Below are 15,519 nucleotides of genomic sequence, written 5' to 3'. Positions count from 1 at the left end.
GCGCATGGTACCGTGCCGCCGGTGGTATGGCTACGGTTCAGTCAGGCCGCGGGTCCGCGGCCCCCCTGGCGCTCGTCGAATGCCCCATTTCCGTCCAGGGAGCGCTCAGACGATCCCGAGCTCGAACGCCTTCAGCACCGCCCGCGTCCGGTCGCGTACGCCCAGCTTGGACAGGATGTTCGAGACGTGGTTCTTGACCGTCCCCTCGGCGACGTTCAGCGAGCCGGCGATCTCCTTGTTGCTGTAGCCACCCGCCATCAGGCGCAGGATCTCGGTCTCCCGCTCGGTCAGCGGATCGGGCCGGTCCAGGCTGGTGAAATCGTTGTTCATGCGCTCCAGGCCGGTCAGCAGCCGCTGCGTGACCACCGGCGCGACCAGCGATCCGCCCGCGGCGACGACCTTGACCGCATCGACCAGTTGCTCGAGCGAGACGTCCTTGAGCAGGTAGCCGCGGGCGCCGGCCTTGAGCCCGGCCAGCACCAGTTGGTCGTCGTCGAACGTGGTCAGGATGATCGTCGGCGGCAACTGGCCGCGCGGCGCCAGCGCATTGAGCACGTCCAGCCCCGACATGCCGGGCATGCGCATGTCCAGGAGCACGACGTCCGGCTTGACCTGCGGGATCGTCTCGACCGCCTGGGCGCCGTCACTGGCCTCGGCGACCACCCGGATCGAATCGGACAGCTCCAGCAGTGAACGGATGCCCTGGCGCACCAGGTTCTGGTCATCGACCAGACACACGCTGATCATGTTGCGACCTCCAATGGCAGCCAGGCGTCGAGCGTGAAGCCGCGTCCCCGGCCGGTAGTGACGTCGAGCCTGCCGCCGAACTCGGCGAGGCGTTCGCGCATTCCCCGCAGGCCGTTGCCGGCGGCCAGGTCCGCCGCCCCCCGGCCGTCGTCGCGCGCATGGATCACCAGTTGCCGGTCGGCCGTGCGCTGGAAGCTCAGCCACAGGTTGCGGGCGCCGGAATGGCGTACGGTATTGGTGATGATTTCCTGCGCGCAGCGCAGCAGCACCTGCGCGCGGCGCGGGTCCTCGACGCTGAAGCGCTCGGGCAGGTCCAGGTGGATCGCCAGCCGCGGCACGCCTTCCACCAGGCTCTTGAGCGCGGTGGTCAGGTCGATGCCGTCGCTGTCGCGCAGCTGGCTGACCACCTCGCGGACGTCGTTGAGCAGCAGCTTGGCCACGGTCTGGGCCTTGCGCACGTGCTCCTGCGCCTGCGGCTCCTGCGCCAGGTGGCTGGCGACCTCCAGGTTCAGGCTGAGCGCGGTCAGGTGGTGGCCCATCAGGTCGTGCAGGTCGCGCGAGATGCGCATGCGCTCGCCGAGCCGGCTCGACTCGGCCAGCAGCGCGCGGGCGGCCCGCAACTCGGCGTTGAGACGGCGCTGCAGCTCGCGCTCCTCGCCCTGCTGCTTGGCGATCACCGAGGTCACGAAGGCCAGCACCGAGAAGCCCAGGTACAGGCTCGACTGCAGCACCGCCTCGGCCAGCGTGAAGGTGGTGTCGTGGAAGCTCATCCAGACCGGCACCAGCGTGTAGTTCTGCGCGACCGCCCAGAACAGGCCGGGCCGCACCGGCAGCAGCCACGGCAGCACCACCGCGACCACCACCAGCAGCAGCGCGCACAGGCCGCTCTGGCTGATCAGGCCGATCACGACGGCCGTGCCGTTGAGCACAAGCAGCAGCGCGATCTGCAGCAGGCGCTCGGCGGCGGAGACCTGGCGCGCGCCGAGGCGGTGGGTCAGGAACCAGAACACCAGGCCGAACAGCAGGTAGCACACCAGCCACAGGTCGACCAGCAGGGGCGAACGCCCCTGCTCGCGCATCGCCGCCATCAGGCCGGGATAGCGCAGCAGCGGCGTGCCGACGCACAGGTACGTGAAGAATCCGGCATAGCGCAGCAGCTGGATGTGGTTGAACTGCTTCATCGGCATGGCGGCATCATAGGCCGGGACCGGGCGATCGCAACCTGTCCTAAGTCACTGGCACGCCACGGCGCCCCGGCCGATCCCCGCCGCGGCGGCCACCGGGCCGTACGTGCGCGATGACCGCTTCGCCCATGCGTGCGATAATCGCCGAGCCGTGCCATGTTCGCGCCGCGGCGATTCCGCAGGAGCCCGCAATGTCCGTAGTCGTCCGCGACGTGCTTGAGCACGAGCTGGATTCGATCGTCGCCATCAACAATGCCGCCGGGCCGACGATCCTCCCGCTGGACGCGGCACGGGTACGCTGGTTCTACGATCACGCCTGCTATTTCCGCGTCGCCGAGGTCGACGGCCACCTGGCCGGCTTCCTGCTGGGCCTGGACCGCAATACCGACTACGCCAGCGCCAACTACCTGTGGTTCCGCGAGCGCTACGAGGATTTCCTCTACATCGACCGCATCGTCATCGCGCGGCCGTACCGGGGCCTGGGCCTGGGCCGGATCTTCTACGCCGACGTCACCAGCTTCGCCGAGGTGCGCGTGCCGCTGCTGGCCTGCGAGGTGTTCCTGGAGCCGCACGACGACGTCTCGCTGCTGTTCCACGCGACCAACGGCTTCCAGGAGGTCGGCCAGCAGGTCATGCCGGTGATCAACCGCCGCGTCTCGCTGCAGGGCAAGAACCTGCCCAGCTTCCCGTTCGTGCGCGACACCTACCTGAACGCCGGCACCGGCCGCCTCCCGGACGTGCCCTGGCTGGCCGATCGCCTGCATTTCGTGCCGGCGGCGACCCGCGCGGCAGGGGGCGGCTGAAGGATGGCGACCTCCCCGGCCCGCGTCCTCGAACCGGTGGGCGAGCTGAAGTTCGGCCAGGTCGGCATCGCCAACCTGCGCCTCAAGCGGCTCGACGGACCGGGCCTGCAGCGTGAACTGGCCGACAAGGTCCGCCACGCGCCGCAGCTGTTCGACCGCGCGCCGGTGGTCCTGGACCTCAGCCACCTCGGCGCCCTGCCCGACGCCGGCACGGTCCAGTCGCTGCTCGAGCACATCCGCCAGGCCGGCCTGATCCCGGTGGGACTGGCGTACGGCACCAGCGAGAACGAGCAGCTGGCCCGCTCGCTCGGCCTGCCGCTGTTCGCGAAGTTCCGTGCCGCCTACGAGCGCGCCGGCGGCGAGCCGATGGTGGCGACGCCACCGCCGCCCTCGCGCGAGCCGGCACCGGTCCCGCCAGCCGCGGCGGCCCCGCCGGCCGCGGCGCCCGCGCCGTCAGCCGCCACGCTGCACCTGGACCAGCCGGTCCGGTCCGGCCAGCAGGTCTACGCCCGCGGCGGCGACCTAGTGCTCAACAAGCTCGTCGCCAACGGCGCCGAAGTCATCGCCGACGGCTCGATCCACGTCTACGGACCGCTGCGCGGCCGCGCGCTGGCCGGGGCGATGGGCGACGAGAAGGCACGCATCTACTGTCGCGAGTTCCATGCCGAGCTGGTCTCGATCGCCGGCCACTACCGGGTGTTCGAGGCGATCCCCGACGACCTGCGCGGCCACCCGGTCCAGGTCGGCCTGGACGGCGACAAGCTGGTGATCGCACGGCTCTGACCCGAGTCTGCCTGAACCTCGACGGAAGCCCGCTGCCGGCCGGCACGGGCACTGATTCGCCCCCGGGCCCCGGGGCGTGCAACACTTGGGCATCCTACGGAGAACCCCGCCTTGACTGAATTCATCGTCGTCACTTCCGGCAAAGGCGGCGTCGGCAAGACCACTTCCAGCGCGTCGCTGGCGGTCGGCCTCGCACGCCGCGGCAAGAAGGTCGCGGTCATCGACTTCGACGTCGGCCTGCGCAACCTGGACCTGATCATGGGCTGCGAGCGCCGCGTGGTCTATGACTTCGTCAACGTCATCCACGGCGAATGCACGCTCAAGCAGGCGCTGATCAAGGACAAGCGCTTCGACAGCCTCTACGTGCTGGCCGCCTCGCAGACGCGCGACAAGGAAGCCCTCACCAAGGACGGCGTCGAGCGTGTGCTCAAGGAACTGGCCGACGAGGGCTTCGACTACGTCATCTGCGACTCGCCCGCCGGCATCGAGAAAGGCGCGGCGCTGGCGATGTACTTCGCCGACCGCGCCGTGGTCGTGGTCAATCCGGAAGTCTCCAGCGTGCGCGACTCGGACCGCATCCTCGGCCTGCTGTCGAGCAAGACGCGCCGCGCGGAGCTGGGCAACGGCGGCGTCGAGCAGCACCTGCTGCTGACGCGCTACAACCCGGCCCGGGTCGAGGCCGGCGACATGATGAGCATCAAGGACGTCCAGGAGATCCTCGGCATCGAGGTGCTCGGCGTGATCCCCGAATCCGAAGGCGTCCTGGCCGCTTCCAACGCCGGCGTGCCGGTGATCCTCGACGACCAATCCTACGCGGGCCAGGCCTACGACGACGCCGTCGCACGCCTGCTCGGCGAGCAGCGCTCGATGCGCTTTCTGGACGCGCAGAAGAAGGGACTGTTCGCGCGCATCTTCGGGAGCTGAACCATGGGTATCCTGGATTTCTTCAAGACAAGGCCAAAGAACACCGCCAGCGTTGCCAAGGAACGCCTGCGCATCATCGTCGCCCAGGAGCGCGCCCAGCGCGGCAGCCCGGACTACCTGCCGCTGCTGCGCCGCGAGCTGCTGGAGGTCATCAAGAAGTACGTCAACGTCGACCCGGATGCCGTGCTGATCAACGTCGAGCGCGAAGGCGACCAGGAAGTGCTCGAGCTGTCGGTCACCCTGCCCGACAAGGCACCGGACTTCGCCACCGGCCAGGTCTGATCCGCGCGAACCCGCGAGCTGCCGCGTGCTGTACCTGGCCGACATCGACATCGACCGCGCCGCCGCCTTGCTGGCCGGCTACGGCCTTCATCTCGCCCTGGTCGCCGACGACCTGCCGATCCCCGGCAGCTACTGGGGCGACCCGGAAGCCGGCGTGATCGGCAGTACCGTGCACGCACGGCGCGACACGCCGGTGCATTCGCTGCTGCACGAGGCCTGCCACCTGATCGTGCTGCCGCCGGAGCGCCGCGCCGCCGTGCATACCGATGCGACCGATTCGGTCGCCGAGGAAGACGCCACCTGCTGCCTGCAGATCCTGCTGGCCGACCGGTTGCCCGAGGTCGGCCGCGACCGGCTGATGGCCGACATGGACGCCTGGGGCTACTCGTTCCGGCTCGGATCGACCCGCGCCTGGTTCGAGCACGACGCCGAGGACGCCCGCGCCTGGCTGGCCGCGCGCAGGCTGCCGCCGCCGGCCTGACCGGCGCCCACGCCGCGCTGGCAATCGCCGGCCGGCCACCCCATGTCCCTGCCGTCCCCCTGCAGGAACACCCATGATTCCGTTTTCGATCCTGGACCTTGCGCCGGTCTGCGAAGGCAGCGACCCGACGCAGGCCTTCGCCAACACGCTGGACCTGGCCCGCCATGCCGAAGCGCTCGGCTACCGGCGCTACTGGCTGGCCGAACACCACAACATGCCGGGCATCGCCAGCGCGGCCACCGCGGTCCTGATCGGCCACGTCGCCGGCGGCACGCGCTCGATCCGGGTCGGCTCCGGCGGCGTCATGCTGCCCAACCACGCGCCGCTGCAGGTGGCCGAGCAGTTCGGCACGCTGGCCGCGCTCTACCCGGACCGGATCGACCTCGGGCTCGGGCGCGCCCCGGGCACCGACCAGGCCACCGCGCGGGCGCTGCGCCGCTACCACGACGGCGCCGACGCGTTCCCGCAGGACGTGCAGGAGCTGCTGTACTACTTCGAGCCGGCCCAGCCGGGCCAGCCGGTCCGCGCGGTACCCGGCGCCGGCATCGCGGTGCCGGTCTGGCTGCTCGGCTCCAGCCTGTTCGGCGCCCGCCTGGCCGCGCAGCTCGGCCTGCCGTACGCCTTCGCCTCGCATTTCGCGCCGGACGCGATGGACCTGGCGCTGGCGCTGTACCGGCGCGAGTTCCGGCCCTCGGCGCGCCTGCAGCAGCCGTACGCCATGCTCGGCGTCAACGTGATCGGCGCGGATACCACGGCCGAGGCGCGCCGGCTGTTCACCACGCTGCAGCAGAGCTTCGTCAACCTGCGCCGCGGCCGGCCGGGCCTGATCCCGCCGCCGATCGACGACATCGAGGCGTTCTGGACCCCGACCGAGCGGCTCGGCGTCGAGCAGGCGCTGGCGTGCAGCGTCGTCGGCGATCCCGACACGGTGCGCGACGGGCTGCGGGCGTTCATCGAGCGCCACCGCCCGGACGAGCTGATGCTGACGGCGAACATCTACGACCACGCCGCACGCAGGCGCTCGTTCGAGATCGCGATGGACGCGCGCACCGGCTGAGCCCGCCGGCGCGACCGGACGGGGCGGCGTTCCGGCTCTTGCGCCCGGTCGCGGGAGCGGTCTAGCCTCCGCGACCGACCATCATCTGGGGAGAGGCATCGATGAACGTCAAGCTGCTCGCGGCGGCCCTGCTGGCCGCCCTTGCCGGAGCCTGCGCGGCGACGGCGCCACGCGACAAGACCACCCAGGCTGCGCCGGGTGCCGGCAGCGAAAGCGCCGACGCCTTCGTCGGCCGCGTCAACGACGCGTTCCGCGCCACCTCGCCCGAGATGAACGCCGCGCAATGGCTGGCGGTGACCTACATCAACGAGGATTCGCAGCTGCTGGCGGCCAAGAGCAACGAGCGCAGCCTCACCCAGCTCAACGCCTTCGTCGAGGAAGCGCGCCGCTACGACGGCCAGGCGCTGTCCGCCGACACCGCCCGCTCGATCGCCCTGCTCAAGCTCGCGACGGCGATGCCCGCGCCGAAGGATCCGGCCAAGCTCGCCGAGCTGGCGCGGATCGCGTCCAAGCTCGAAGGCGCCTACGGGGCCGGCACGTACTGCCGCGACCACGACGGCAAGCGGCAGTGCCGCCAGCTCGGCGAGCTGGAGGACGTGCTGCGCGACCCGAAGGCCAGCTACGAGGACCAGCTCGACGCCTGGACCGGCTGGCACACCATCGCCCAGCCGATGCGCGCCGACTACCGGCGCTTCGCCGAACTGGTCAACGAAGGCGCGCGCGAGATGGGCTTCGCCGACGCCGGCGCGATGTGGCGGTCCGGCTACGACATGGACCCGGATGCGTTCCGCGCCGAGACCGACCGTCTCTGGGAGCAGGTCAAGCCGCTCTACAGCGACCTGCAGTGCTACGTACGCGGCAAGCTCGAGAAGAAATACGGCGCGCGCGGCCACGTGGACGGCCTGCTGCCGGCCCACCTGACCGGCAACATGTGGCAGCAGGACTGGGGCAACCTCTGGCCGATCCTGGAACCGTACAAGGGCGCGGGCAGCCTGGACATCACCGGCGCGCTGGAGAAGCAGCGCGCCGCCGAGCTGCGCCGGCTGCGTGCCGGCTTCAAGGGACGCGCGAGCGCCGAGGACAGCGTGCGTCTGGAACGCGAGGCGGACCTCGCCATCGCGCGCAGCATGACCGAGCGTGCCGAGGACTTCTACACCTCGCTCGGCATGCCGAAACTTCCCGAGAGCTTCTGGACCAAGGCGCAGCTGGTCAAGCCGCGCGACCGCGACGTGGTCTGCCACGCCAGTGCCTGGGACATGAACATGACCGGCGACGTGCGCATCAAGATGTGCATCAAGCCCAACGAGGAAGACCTGACGACGATCTACCACGAGCTCGGCCACGTCTACTACTACCTCGCCTACAACGACCTGCCGCCGCTGTTCCAGTCCGGCGCCAACGACGGCTTCCACGAGGCGATCGGCGATACCGTGGTGCTGGCGCTCACGCCCGACTACCTGCAGTCGGTCGGCCTGGTCGGCAAGCAGCGCCAGAGCGAACAGGCGGTCATCAACGCGCAGATGCGCATGGCGCTGGCGAAGGTCGCGTTCCTGCCGTTCGGCCTGATGATCGACCGCTGGCGCTGGGGCGTGTTCGACGGTTCGATCGCGCCGGACCAGTACAACAGCGCCTGGTGGGACCTCAAGGCCCGGTACCAGGGCGTGGCGCCGGCCACGGCGCGCGACGAGGCGTTCTTCGACCCGGGCGCCAAGTACCACGTGCCCGGCAACACGCCCTATACGCGCTACTTCCTCGCGCACATCCTGCAGTTCCAGTTCTACCGCGCGCTCTGCGACGCCGCCGGCTACGAAGGCCCGCTGCACGCGTGCAGCTTCTACGGCAACAAGGAAGCCGGCCAGAAGTTCTGGTCGATGCTCAAGAAGGGCCAGAGCCAGCCCTGGCCGGAAACGCTCAAGGAGCTGACCGGCAGCGGCGAACTCGATGCCACCGCGATCCTCGACTACTTCGCACCGCTGCAGGCCTGGCTCAAGCAGCAGAACCAGGGCCGCCAGTGCGGCTGGTGAACTGAAGCGGCGCGCCGCGTCCGGTCAGCCGCCGCGCTGCCGCTTCGGCGGCGCCGCCGCGGCGGGCCGGGTGCGGCTGCCGGCCACGCGCGGCGCCGGCTCGGTCTGGCGCAGCCACGGCGGCGGCGAGAACACCGTGCGCAGGTGCTCGACCAGCAGTTGCACGCGGCGTGAGATCCGGCTCAGCGGCGGCAGGATCGCGACCAGCCAGAACTGCGGCAGCTCGTAGTCGGCCAGCACGACGGCCAGCCGGCCGGCGCGGATGTCCTCGCCGACGACGTGGGTCGGCAGCATCGCCAGGCCGCCGTCCTTGAGCGCGATCTGGCGCATGATCTGGCCGTTGCTGGTGCTGAACACCGGGTTGATCGGCACGCTGATCTCGCCGGTCGCGCCGGTGAAGATCCACACCTGCGCGCTGGGCAGGAACGAATAGTGCAGGCAGTCGTGCCGCACCAGGTCGCGCGGGTGCTGCGGCGCGCCGCGGCGCGCGAGGTAGGCCGGCGAGGCGCAGATCACCCGTGCGATCGGGCACAGCGGCTCCTCGGTGAGGTCGCCGTTCGGGATCACGTAGGTCTGCTCGGCGATCAGCAGGTCCAGCCCCTCCTCCACCGGATCGACGGTGCGGTCGTGCAGCACCAGGTCGAAGCGCACGTCCGGATGGCGCGCGCGGAACTCCAGCAATGCCGGGCCGATGTAGTTGACGCCGATCGACGTCGGCGCCCCGATCCGCACCAGGCCGGCGGTCTCGTCGCGATGGCGCGAGACGTCGCGCTCCAGCTCGTCGAAGCGCTGCAGCAGCTCCACGGCGCGGTGGAAGTAGCGCGCGCCGTGGTCGCTCAGGGTCAGCTTGCGCGTGGTGCGCAGCAGCAGCTGCACGCCGAGGTCGTGCTCCAGCTCGGCGATGCGCTTGCTGACCACCGACGGCGTCACGCCGAGCACGCGCCCGGCCCGTGCGAAGCTGTTCTGCTTGACCACGGTCACGAACGTTCGGATCTGATCGAGACTCGCCATGCCACTCCTCCGTCGGACCCCTCATGGTTGCACGGAACGCCCTCGCCTGCCGTCCGGCCCGCCGCTCAGAGGCTGCGCTCGGGCAGCTGCCGCGGCCGCAGCCACCATGCCAGGGCGCCGCCGGCCGAGAGCAGGCCCGCGGCCAGCGCCAGCTTCAGCACGCTGTCCGACAGCAGCGCCGACAGGCCGCCGGCGATCACCGCGCTGACCAGCAGGTTGACGAAGGCCTGCATCGACGAGGCGGCACCGCGGTGGCGCGGATAGCGGTCGAGCAGCAGCAGGGCCAGGGTCGGGAAGTTCAGCGCGACCCCGATGCCGTGCAGCGCGACCGGCAGCACCGACCAGGGCAGCATCGGCCGCGGCAGGGCCAGCGCGAGGGCGATGTTGATCGCCGAGGCCACCAGCATGATCGAGAAGCCGAGCCGGATCGTGGACAGCGGCGGCAGCCGGCCCGCCAGCCGGCCCGACAGCAACGAGCCGGTCATCATGCCGCCGATCGCCGGCACGAACAGCCAGGCGAAGCTCTGCTCGTCCAGGCCGAGCAGGCCCAGCACGAATGCGGGCGCCGAGGCGATGTAGACGAACAAGGCGCCGAAACCGAGCGTTCCCGACAGCGCCAGCGGCAGGAACATGCGGTCGGCCAGGATCATGCGGTACGAGCGCACCAGTTCGGCCAGCGACAGCGGCGTGCGCTGCTCGCGGGGATGGGTCTCCGGCAGCCAGGCCGCGCAGGCGCCCAGCAGCAGGAGCGAGAAGCCGGCCAGCAGCCAGAAGATCATCGGCCAGTGCGCGAACGCGATGACCCAGCCGCCGACGATCGGCGCGATCGCCGGCGCGATGCCGAAGATCATCGAGATCGACGCCATCAGCCGCTGCGCATCGGCGCCGTCGAAGCAGTCGCGGACGATCGCGCGGCCGACGATCATGCCGGCGCCGGCCGAGACGCCCTGCAACGCGCGAAACGCCAGCAGGCTCTCGATCGACCCGGCCAGCGCGCAGCCGATCGAGGCCAGCGTGAACACCGCGACGCCCGCCAGGATCACCGAGCGGCGCCCGAGCGCGTCGGAAAGCGGGCCGTGCAGCAACGACATCAGCGCGAAGGCGATCAGGTAGACGCTGATGGTCTGCTGCATCGCCAGCGGGCTGGCCTGCAGGTCCGCCGCGACCGCCGGAAACGCCGGGAACAGCGTATCGATCGAGAACGGGCCGAACATCGACAGCGCCGCGAGCAGCGGCGCCAGCCGGCGATGGGAGCGGAGGGACGACACGGAGTACCGGGGCCGGAAAGAGCCGCGCATCATGCCATCGGGCGGCCAGGCGCGACATGGCCCGTTGGTCGGGGACGGGCCTGCGGTTCAGATCCGCCGCGGAGCGACGGCCCGGTGTGCTAGGCCTGGGCCTGCCCCGCGCCCACGCGCCGGCGTACGGCGTCCATGTCGCGCACGGCGCGTACCTCCACGCAGCCGGTGCGGGCCCACGGGAAGGTCGCGGCGATGCGCACGGCCTCTTCGTAGTCGGCCGCCTCGATCAGGTTGAAGCCGCCGAGGAACTCCTTGGTCTCGGCGAACGGCCCGTCGAGCACGCTGAGGGTGCCATTGCGGATGCGCACCGCCTTTGCGGTCGCCGGCGACTCCAGTTGTTGCGACGCAAGAAGATGCCCTTCCTCGCGCAGACCATCGGCATTCGCCAGGCAGGTGCGCATCATCGCGTCGGCTTCGCCCTCCGGCAGGGCGTCGAGCAGCGCGTCCTCGTTGTAGATCAGCAGCAGGAACTGCATCGCGGGCTCCGCATGACAGGGGACGTCCACCACTACCGGTGCCCGATCGCGCCGTCAAGAAAAAAAGTTCGGCGCCGCTGTCGATTCCGGCCCTGCTGGCTCGTCGCCTGATCAGAAACCCGGGACGACACCCCGTCGCCCGCCTCGTCCACCCGCTTCGGGAGTCCGACCGCCATGCAACTCAATGCCTACCTCAGCTTCGACGGCCAGTGCGCCGATGCCTTCGGCTTCTACGCCAAGGTCCTGAACGGAACGCTCGACCTGACCCGGGCGCCGGCCGGTTCGCCGCTCGCCGACCAGATGCCGCCCGGCTGGGGCGACCGCGTGCTGCACGCCCGCCTGGCGGTCGGCGAGTCCGTGCTGATGGGATCGGACTGCCCGTCCGGGGAGTTCCGCCCGGCCCAGGGCCTGCAGGTCAACATCGGCGTCGACGACGAGGCCGAAGCCGAGCGCATCTTCGGCGCGCTGTCCGAGGGGGCGACGGTCCAGATGCCGCTCGCCGAAACCTTCTGGGCGCGCCGCTTCGGCATGCTGGTCGACCGCTACGGCACGCCGTGGATGGTCAACTGCCTCAAGCCCTGCACCGACGACGCCGGCTGACGCGCCTGGCCGCGCCCTCTCCTTCCCTCCGCACTTCGGGTATCCACTCATGGCAAAGCAGATCTACGTCAATCTCCCGGTCGGGGACCTCAAGCGTTCCGTGACCTTCTTCACCGCGCTCGGCTTCAGCTTCAACCCGCAGTTCACCGACGAGAACGCCACCTGCATGATCGTCGGCGAGAACATCTTCGTCATGCTGCTGGTCGAGCCGTTCTTCAGGACCTTCACGCCCAAGCCGCTGTGCGACGCGCGGCAGGCGACCGAGGTGCTGGTGTGCCTGGCCCTGGACAGCCGCGCCGAGGTCGAGGCGATCGTCGCCAAGGCCATCGCCGCCGGCGGCGCCACGCCGATCCCGGCCAAGGACCACGGCTTCATGTACCAGCACGGCTTCGAGGACCTGGACGGCCACCTGTGGGAAGTCGTCCACATGGACATGGCGGCGTTCGAAAGCGCCGGCAGCACCGCGGCGGAGGGCTGAGCCATGCGCTTCATGATGCTGATGATCCCCGGCGGCTACGAGAACGCCGAGCCGGGAACGATGCCCGAAGCCGAGGCCGTGGCGGCGATGATGAAGTACAACGAGGCCCTGCAGAAGGCCGGCGTGCTGCTGGCGCTGGACGGCCTGCATCCGCCGTCGATGGGCGCGCGCGTCCGGTTCGCCGGCGGCAAGCCCGTGGTCACCGACGGGCCGTTCGCCGAGGCCAAGGAAGTCCTCGGCGGCTACTGGATGATCGACGTGAAGTCCCGCGAGGAAGCGATCGCCTGGGCCTCGCGCTGCCCGGCGTCGGACAACGAGATCATCGAGGTGCGCCAGGTGCAGGAAATGGCCGACTTCCCCGAGGACGTGCAAAAGGCCGCGGCCGGCTTCGAGGACATGCAGCAGCAGGCGCGTTCCGGCCGGTCATGAACGCGGCGTCCCCGGCCGGCCATCGCCCCACGGCGCACGGCCGGCCGGGGCCGGCGCCCCGGCGCCGGCCGCCGGGCTTGCGTGGCATCGCGCGCAATGATCTGATCGGCCGCCATGACGGCGACCGACACCCAGCGCGCCATCGATGCCGTCTGGCGCATCGAATCGCCCCGGCTGATCGCCGGGCTCGCACGCATCGTGCGCGACGTCGGCCTGGCCGAGGAGTTCGCCCAGGACGCGCTGGTCGCCGCGCTGGAGACCTGGCCCGATGACGGCGTGCCGGACAATCCCGGAGCCTGGCTGATGGCAGCCGCCAAGCGCCGTGCGATCGACCGCCTGCGACGCGAGCAGATGCAGCTGCGCAAGCACGACGCGATCGTGCACGAGCTGGAGGACGCGTTGCAGCAGGCTGCGGCGGCCGGCGAGGCCGCCCTGGACGACCCGTTCGGCGACGACCTGCTGCGGCTGGTGTTCACGGCCTGCCATCCGGTGCTCTCCACCGAGGCCCGGGTCGCGCTGACCCTGCGCCTGCTCGGCGGCCTGACCACGGACGAGATCGCGCGCGCGTTCCTGGTACCCGAGCCCACGGTGGCGCAGCGGATCGTGCGCGCCAAGCGCACGCTGGCCGACAAGGGCGTGCCGTTCGAGGTTCCGGCGGGAAACGCGCTGGGACTGCGGCTGGCATCGGTGCTGGAGGTCATCTACCTGATCTTCAACGAAGGCTATTCGGCGACCGCCGGCGAGGACTGGATGCGACCGGCCCTGTGCGAGGACGCGATGCGACTCGGACGCGTGCTGGCCGGCCTGATGCCGGACGAGCCGGAGGTCCACGCCCTGCTGGCGCTGATGGAGATCCAGGCCTCGCGCACGCCGGCCCGTACCGACGCCGACGGCGCGCCGGTGCTGCTGCTCGACCAGAACCGCACGCGCTGGGACCGCCTGCTGATCCGGCGCGGCCTGGCCGGCCTGGCGCGCGCCGAGAAACTGGGCGGCGCGCACGGCCCCTATGCGCTGCAGGCGGCAATCGCCGCCTGCCATGCCCGCGCATCGGCCGCGCAGGAGACCGACTGGCCGCGCATCGCCGCGCTCTACGCGCGCCTCGCCGAGGTGCTGCCCTCGCCGGTGGTCGAGCTCAACCGCGCCGTGGCCGTCGCGATGGCATCCGGCCCGGAGGCAGGGCTGGCCATCGCCGATGCACTGGAACGCAGTGCACGGCTCGCCGGCTACCACCTCCTGCCGGCGGTCCGCGGCGACCTGCTCGCCAAGCTCGGGCGCAACGCCGAGGCCCGGGCCGCCTTCGAGCAGGCTGCCGAGCTGACGCGCAACCAGCGCGAACGGACCTTGCTGCTGGAACGCGCACGCGCCTGCGCCGACTGAACGCAGCGCCGGCGGTCGTCGCCCGGCCTGCGGCCCGCCGTTCAGCCGCCGCTGAGCAGGGCCGGGGCTCAATGGCCGGGCCATGGTCCGCTTGCCGTCCGCCCGATCCACTTCGTTCCGGCGCAGCGCGCGTCCCCGGGGTTCGCGCGGATGGCGCGCGCGTCGTTTCCTTCGCGACCGGAACGCGCGATGAGCAAGGTGCCGCTCAAGGCCGCGGGCGCGCCGCCGGCGCTGGCGGCGCTGATCCTCATCGACGTCATCACCGACTATGCCTTTCCGGGCGGCGCGCGCCTGCGCCGTGCCGCACCGCCGGCCCTGGCGCGCATCGTCGCGCTGCGCCGGCGCCTGCAGGCCGCCGAGGTCCCGGTCATCTACGCCAACGACAACCGCGGCCGCTGGCGCTCGGACGTCCGCGAGCTGGCCAGCCGCAGCGTGGCCGCCGGAGCGCCGGCGATCGCCGGCCTGTTGCCTGGTCGCAGCGACTACGTCGTGCTCAAGCCCAAGCAGTCCGGCTTCTACGCCACGCCGCTGGCCGAGCTGCTGCACCACCTGGGGGTACGCACCGTGGTACTGGCCGGCCTGGCCGGCGACGGTTGCGTGCTGTGCACGGCGATCGACGCCCACCTGCGCGGCTACCGCGTGATCGTGCCGCGCGATTGCGTCGCCTCGATCTCGCCGGCCCGCAACCGGCGCGCGTTGCAGATCCTGGCCGAATCCTTCGGCATCGACACCCGCGCCGGCGCGCGGATCACGCGCCGCACGCTGCAGGCGACCGGCGGGGCCCGGGCTGACTAGCGTTGCCGGGAACGGCCCGTCCTGCCCTTTCTCGACGCACCCGGTCACGGCAAGGTCGTGTCGCCTGGCCCGCAAAGCGCACCCGTGCGTCGAACCGCGAGCGCCCCGCTCCCGGATCGCGCCGGCAGGCGGCTTCCCGACCGCCGGCTAGAAGAACGTGACGACGCCGGTCTCCAGCGAGTACTCGGCGCCGACGACGAGCAGGCGGTCGTCCTGCGTGAGCTGCTCGAGCAGCGCGGAACCGTGCCGCAACTGGTTGACCGACATGCGGATGTTGGCACGGACCGCATGCTGGACCAGGGCCTGCGGATCGCGCGCCAGCTCGGTGCCGAGCAGGGTCTCCACCGACGGGCGGATGCGATCGACGATCGAACGCAGGTTGGGCGACTGCTCCTCCGAGCGCCTTCCCAGTTCCTCGACCGTGGCCAGCACGGCGCCGCATTGCGAATGGCCGAGCACGACGACCAGGCGCGTGCCGTAGCGGGCGGCCGCGAACTCGATGCTGCCGATCTGCGACGGCGCGACGATGTTGCCGGCCACACGGATCACGAACAGGTCGCCCAGCCCCTGGTCGAACACGATCTCCGCCGGCACGCGCGAATCGGAACAGCCGAGGATGATCGCGAACGGGGCCTGCCCGGCGGCCAGCTCGCGGCGCCGCGTCTGGTTGGTCAGCGCGTCGCTGCCGCGGATCTCCGAAACGAAACGCGCGTTGCCGGCCTTGAGCCGCGCCAATGCCTCTTCGGCGGATATCATGCCGGGCTCCC

The 15,519-nt window shown here is 70.9% G+C and carries 18 protein-coding genes; 12 read left to right on the top strand and 6 right to left on the bottom strand.

Annotation, left to right across the window (positions count from 1 at the left end; translation table 11 throughout):
* Window positions 1-105: 105 nt before the first annotated feature.
* Both I596_RS07065 and I596_RS07060 read right to left on the bottom strand, forming a co-directional pair.
* Window positions 106-747 carry a response regulator gene (locus I596_RS07065; protein ID WP_067645846.1) on the bottom strand — a complete coding sequence of 214 codons (642 nt, stop codon included), beginning with the start codon at window positions 745-747 and terminating at the stop codon, window positions 106-108.
* Entirely contained in the window at window positions 744-1,934 is a 1,191-nt protein-coding gene (locus tag I596_RS07060) for a sensor histidine kinase (RefSeq protein ID WP_083965432.1), read from the bottom strand. Before I596_RS07060 ends, I596_RS07065 begins: the two co-directional genes overlap by 4 nt.
* Window positions 1,935-2,122: 188 nt before the next feature.
* Between I596_RS07060 and I596_RS07055 the strand changes: the two genes are divergently transcribed.
* From I596_RS07055 to I596_RS07025, 7 genes are all read left to right on the top strand, one after another.
* Window positions 2,123-2,734, top strand: coding sequence for a GNAT family N-acetyltransferase (locus tag I596_RS07055; protein WP_067645844.1), 612 nt, complete (start codon window positions 2,123-2,125; stop codon window positions 2,732-2,734).
* A 3-nt stretch (window positions 2,735-2,737) separates the two neighbouring features.
* Window positions 2,738-3,517 (top strand): septum site-determining protein MinC, encoded by a 780-nt coding sequence (gene minC / locus I596_RS07050; protein WP_067645842.1) that lies wholly within the window; start codon window positions 2,738-2,740, stop codon window positions 3,515-3,517.
* 111 nt (window positions 3,518-3,628) lie between these two features.
* Window positions 3,629-4,441 (top strand): septum site-determining protein MinD, encoded by an 813-nt coding sequence (gene minD / locus I596_RS07045; RefSeq protein ID WP_067645840.1) that lies wholly within the window; start codon window positions 3,629-3,631, stop codon window positions 4,439-4,441.
* A 3-nt stretch (window positions 4,442-4,444) separates the two neighbouring features.
* Window positions 4,445-4,723, top strand: a complete 279-nt coding sequence (gene minE / locus I596_RS07040; RefSeq protein ID WP_067645838.1) for a cell division topological specificity factor MinE — start codon at window positions 4,445-4,447, stop codon at window positions 4,721-4,723.
* A 25-nt stretch (window positions 4,724-4,748) separates the two neighbouring features.
* Window positions 4,749-5,204: a hypothetical protein gene (locus I596_RS07035; RefSeq protein WP_067645836.1), complete on the top strand. Its 456-nt coding sequence runs from the start codon at window positions 4,749-4,751 to the stop codon at window positions 5,202-5,204.
* A 73-nt stretch (window positions 5,205-5,277) separates the two neighbouring features.
* Complete coding sequence (locus tag I596_RS07030; RefSeq protein WP_067645834.1) at window positions 5,278-6,261, top strand: LLM class flavin-dependent oxidoreductase; 984 nt, start codon at window positions 5,278-5,280, stop codon at window positions 6,259-6,261.
* Window positions 6,262-6,362: 101 nt separating this feature from the next.
* Complete coding sequence (locus tag I596_RS07025; RefSeq protein WP_067645833.1) at window positions 6,363-8,285, top strand: M2 family metallopeptidase; 1,923 nt, start codon at window positions 6,363-6,365, stop codon at window positions 8,283-8,285.
* 24 nt (window positions 8,286-8,309) lie between these two features.
* Here I596_RS07025 and I596_RS07020 read toward each other — a convergent pair whose 3' ends face one another.
* The 3 genes from I596_RS07020 to I596_RS07010 form a co-directional block, all read right to left on the bottom strand.
* Complete coding sequence (locus I596_RS07020) at window positions 8,310-9,296, bottom strand: LysR family transcriptional regulator (RefSeq protein WP_067645831.1); 987 nt, start codon at window positions 9,294-9,296, stop codon at window positions 8,310-8,312.
* A 65-nt stretch (window positions 9,297-9,361) separates the two neighbouring features.
* A complete protein-coding gene (locus I596_RS07015) occupies window positions 9,362-10,510 on the bottom strand; it encodes a multidrug effflux MFS transporter (protein WP_425478806.1) in 1,149 nt (382 codons plus the stop codon).
* Window positions 10,511-10,683: 173 nt separating this feature from the next.
* Window positions 10,684-11,073, bottom strand: a complete 390-nt coding sequence (locus I596_RS07010; RefSeq protein WP_067645829.1) for a YciI family protein — start codon at window positions 11,071-11,073, stop codon at window positions 10,684-10,686.
* Between the two features lie 174 nt (window positions 11,074-11,247).
* On the opposite strand from I596_RS07010, the gene I596_RS07005 reads away from it, so the two are divergent.
* From I596_RS07005 to I596_RS06985, 5 genes are all read left to right on the top strand, one after another.
* On the top strand, window positions 11,248-11,673 hold the full coding sequence (locus I596_RS07005) for a VOC family protein (protein WP_067645826.1): 426 nt from the start codon (window positions 11,248-11,250) through the stop codon (window positions 11,671-11,673).
* Between the two features lie 49 nt (window positions 11,674-11,722).
* The gene (locus I596_RS07000) at window positions 11,723-12,151 is read left to right on the top strand and encodes a VOC family protein (RefSeq protein WP_067645824.1); all 429 of its coding nucleotides are present in this window, start codon (window positions 11,723-11,725) and stop codon (window positions 12,149-12,151) included.
* A gap of 3 nt (window positions 12,152-12,154) precedes the next feature.
* The gene (locus tag I596_RS06995; protein ID WP_067645822.1) at window positions 12,155-12,580 is read left to right on the top strand and encodes a YciI family protein; all 426 of its coding nucleotides are present in this window, start codon (window positions 12,155-12,157) and stop codon (window positions 12,578-12,580) included.
* 114 nt (window positions 12,581-12,694) lie between these two features.
* Entirely contained in the window at window positions 12,695-13,957 is a 1,263-nt protein-coding gene (locus I596_RS06990) for an RNA polymerase sigma factor (protein WP_067645820.1), read from the top strand.
* A 189-nt stretch (window positions 13,958-14,146) separates the two neighbouring features.
* Window positions 14,147-14,752 carry a cysteine hydrolase family protein gene (locus tag I596_RS06985; RefSeq protein ID WP_067645818.1) on the top strand — a complete coding sequence of 202 codons (606 nt, stop codon included), beginning with the start codon at window positions 14,147-14,149 and terminating at the stop codon, window positions 14,750-14,752.
* A 147-nt stretch (window positions 14,753-14,899) separates the two neighbouring features.
* Here I596_RS06985 and I596_RS06980 read toward each other — a convergent pair whose 3' ends face one another.
* Window positions 14,900-15,508: a carbonic anhydrase gene (locus tag I596_RS06980; protein WP_067645816.1), complete on the bottom strand. Its 609-nt coding sequence runs from the start codon at window positions 15,506-15,508 to the stop codon at window positions 14,900-14,902.
* Between the last annotated feature and the right edge of the window lie 11 nt (window positions 15,509-15,519).

The organism is Dokdonella koreensis DS-123 (assembly GCF_001632775.1).
Classification (GTDB): domain Bacteria; phylum Pseudomonadota; class Gammaproteobacteria; order Xanthomonadales; family Rhodanobacteraceae; genus Dokdonella; species Dokdonella koreensis.
The sequence above is the reverse complement of the archived record's forward strand: the minus strand, read 5'-3'. Positions and strand labels throughout refer to the sequence as shown.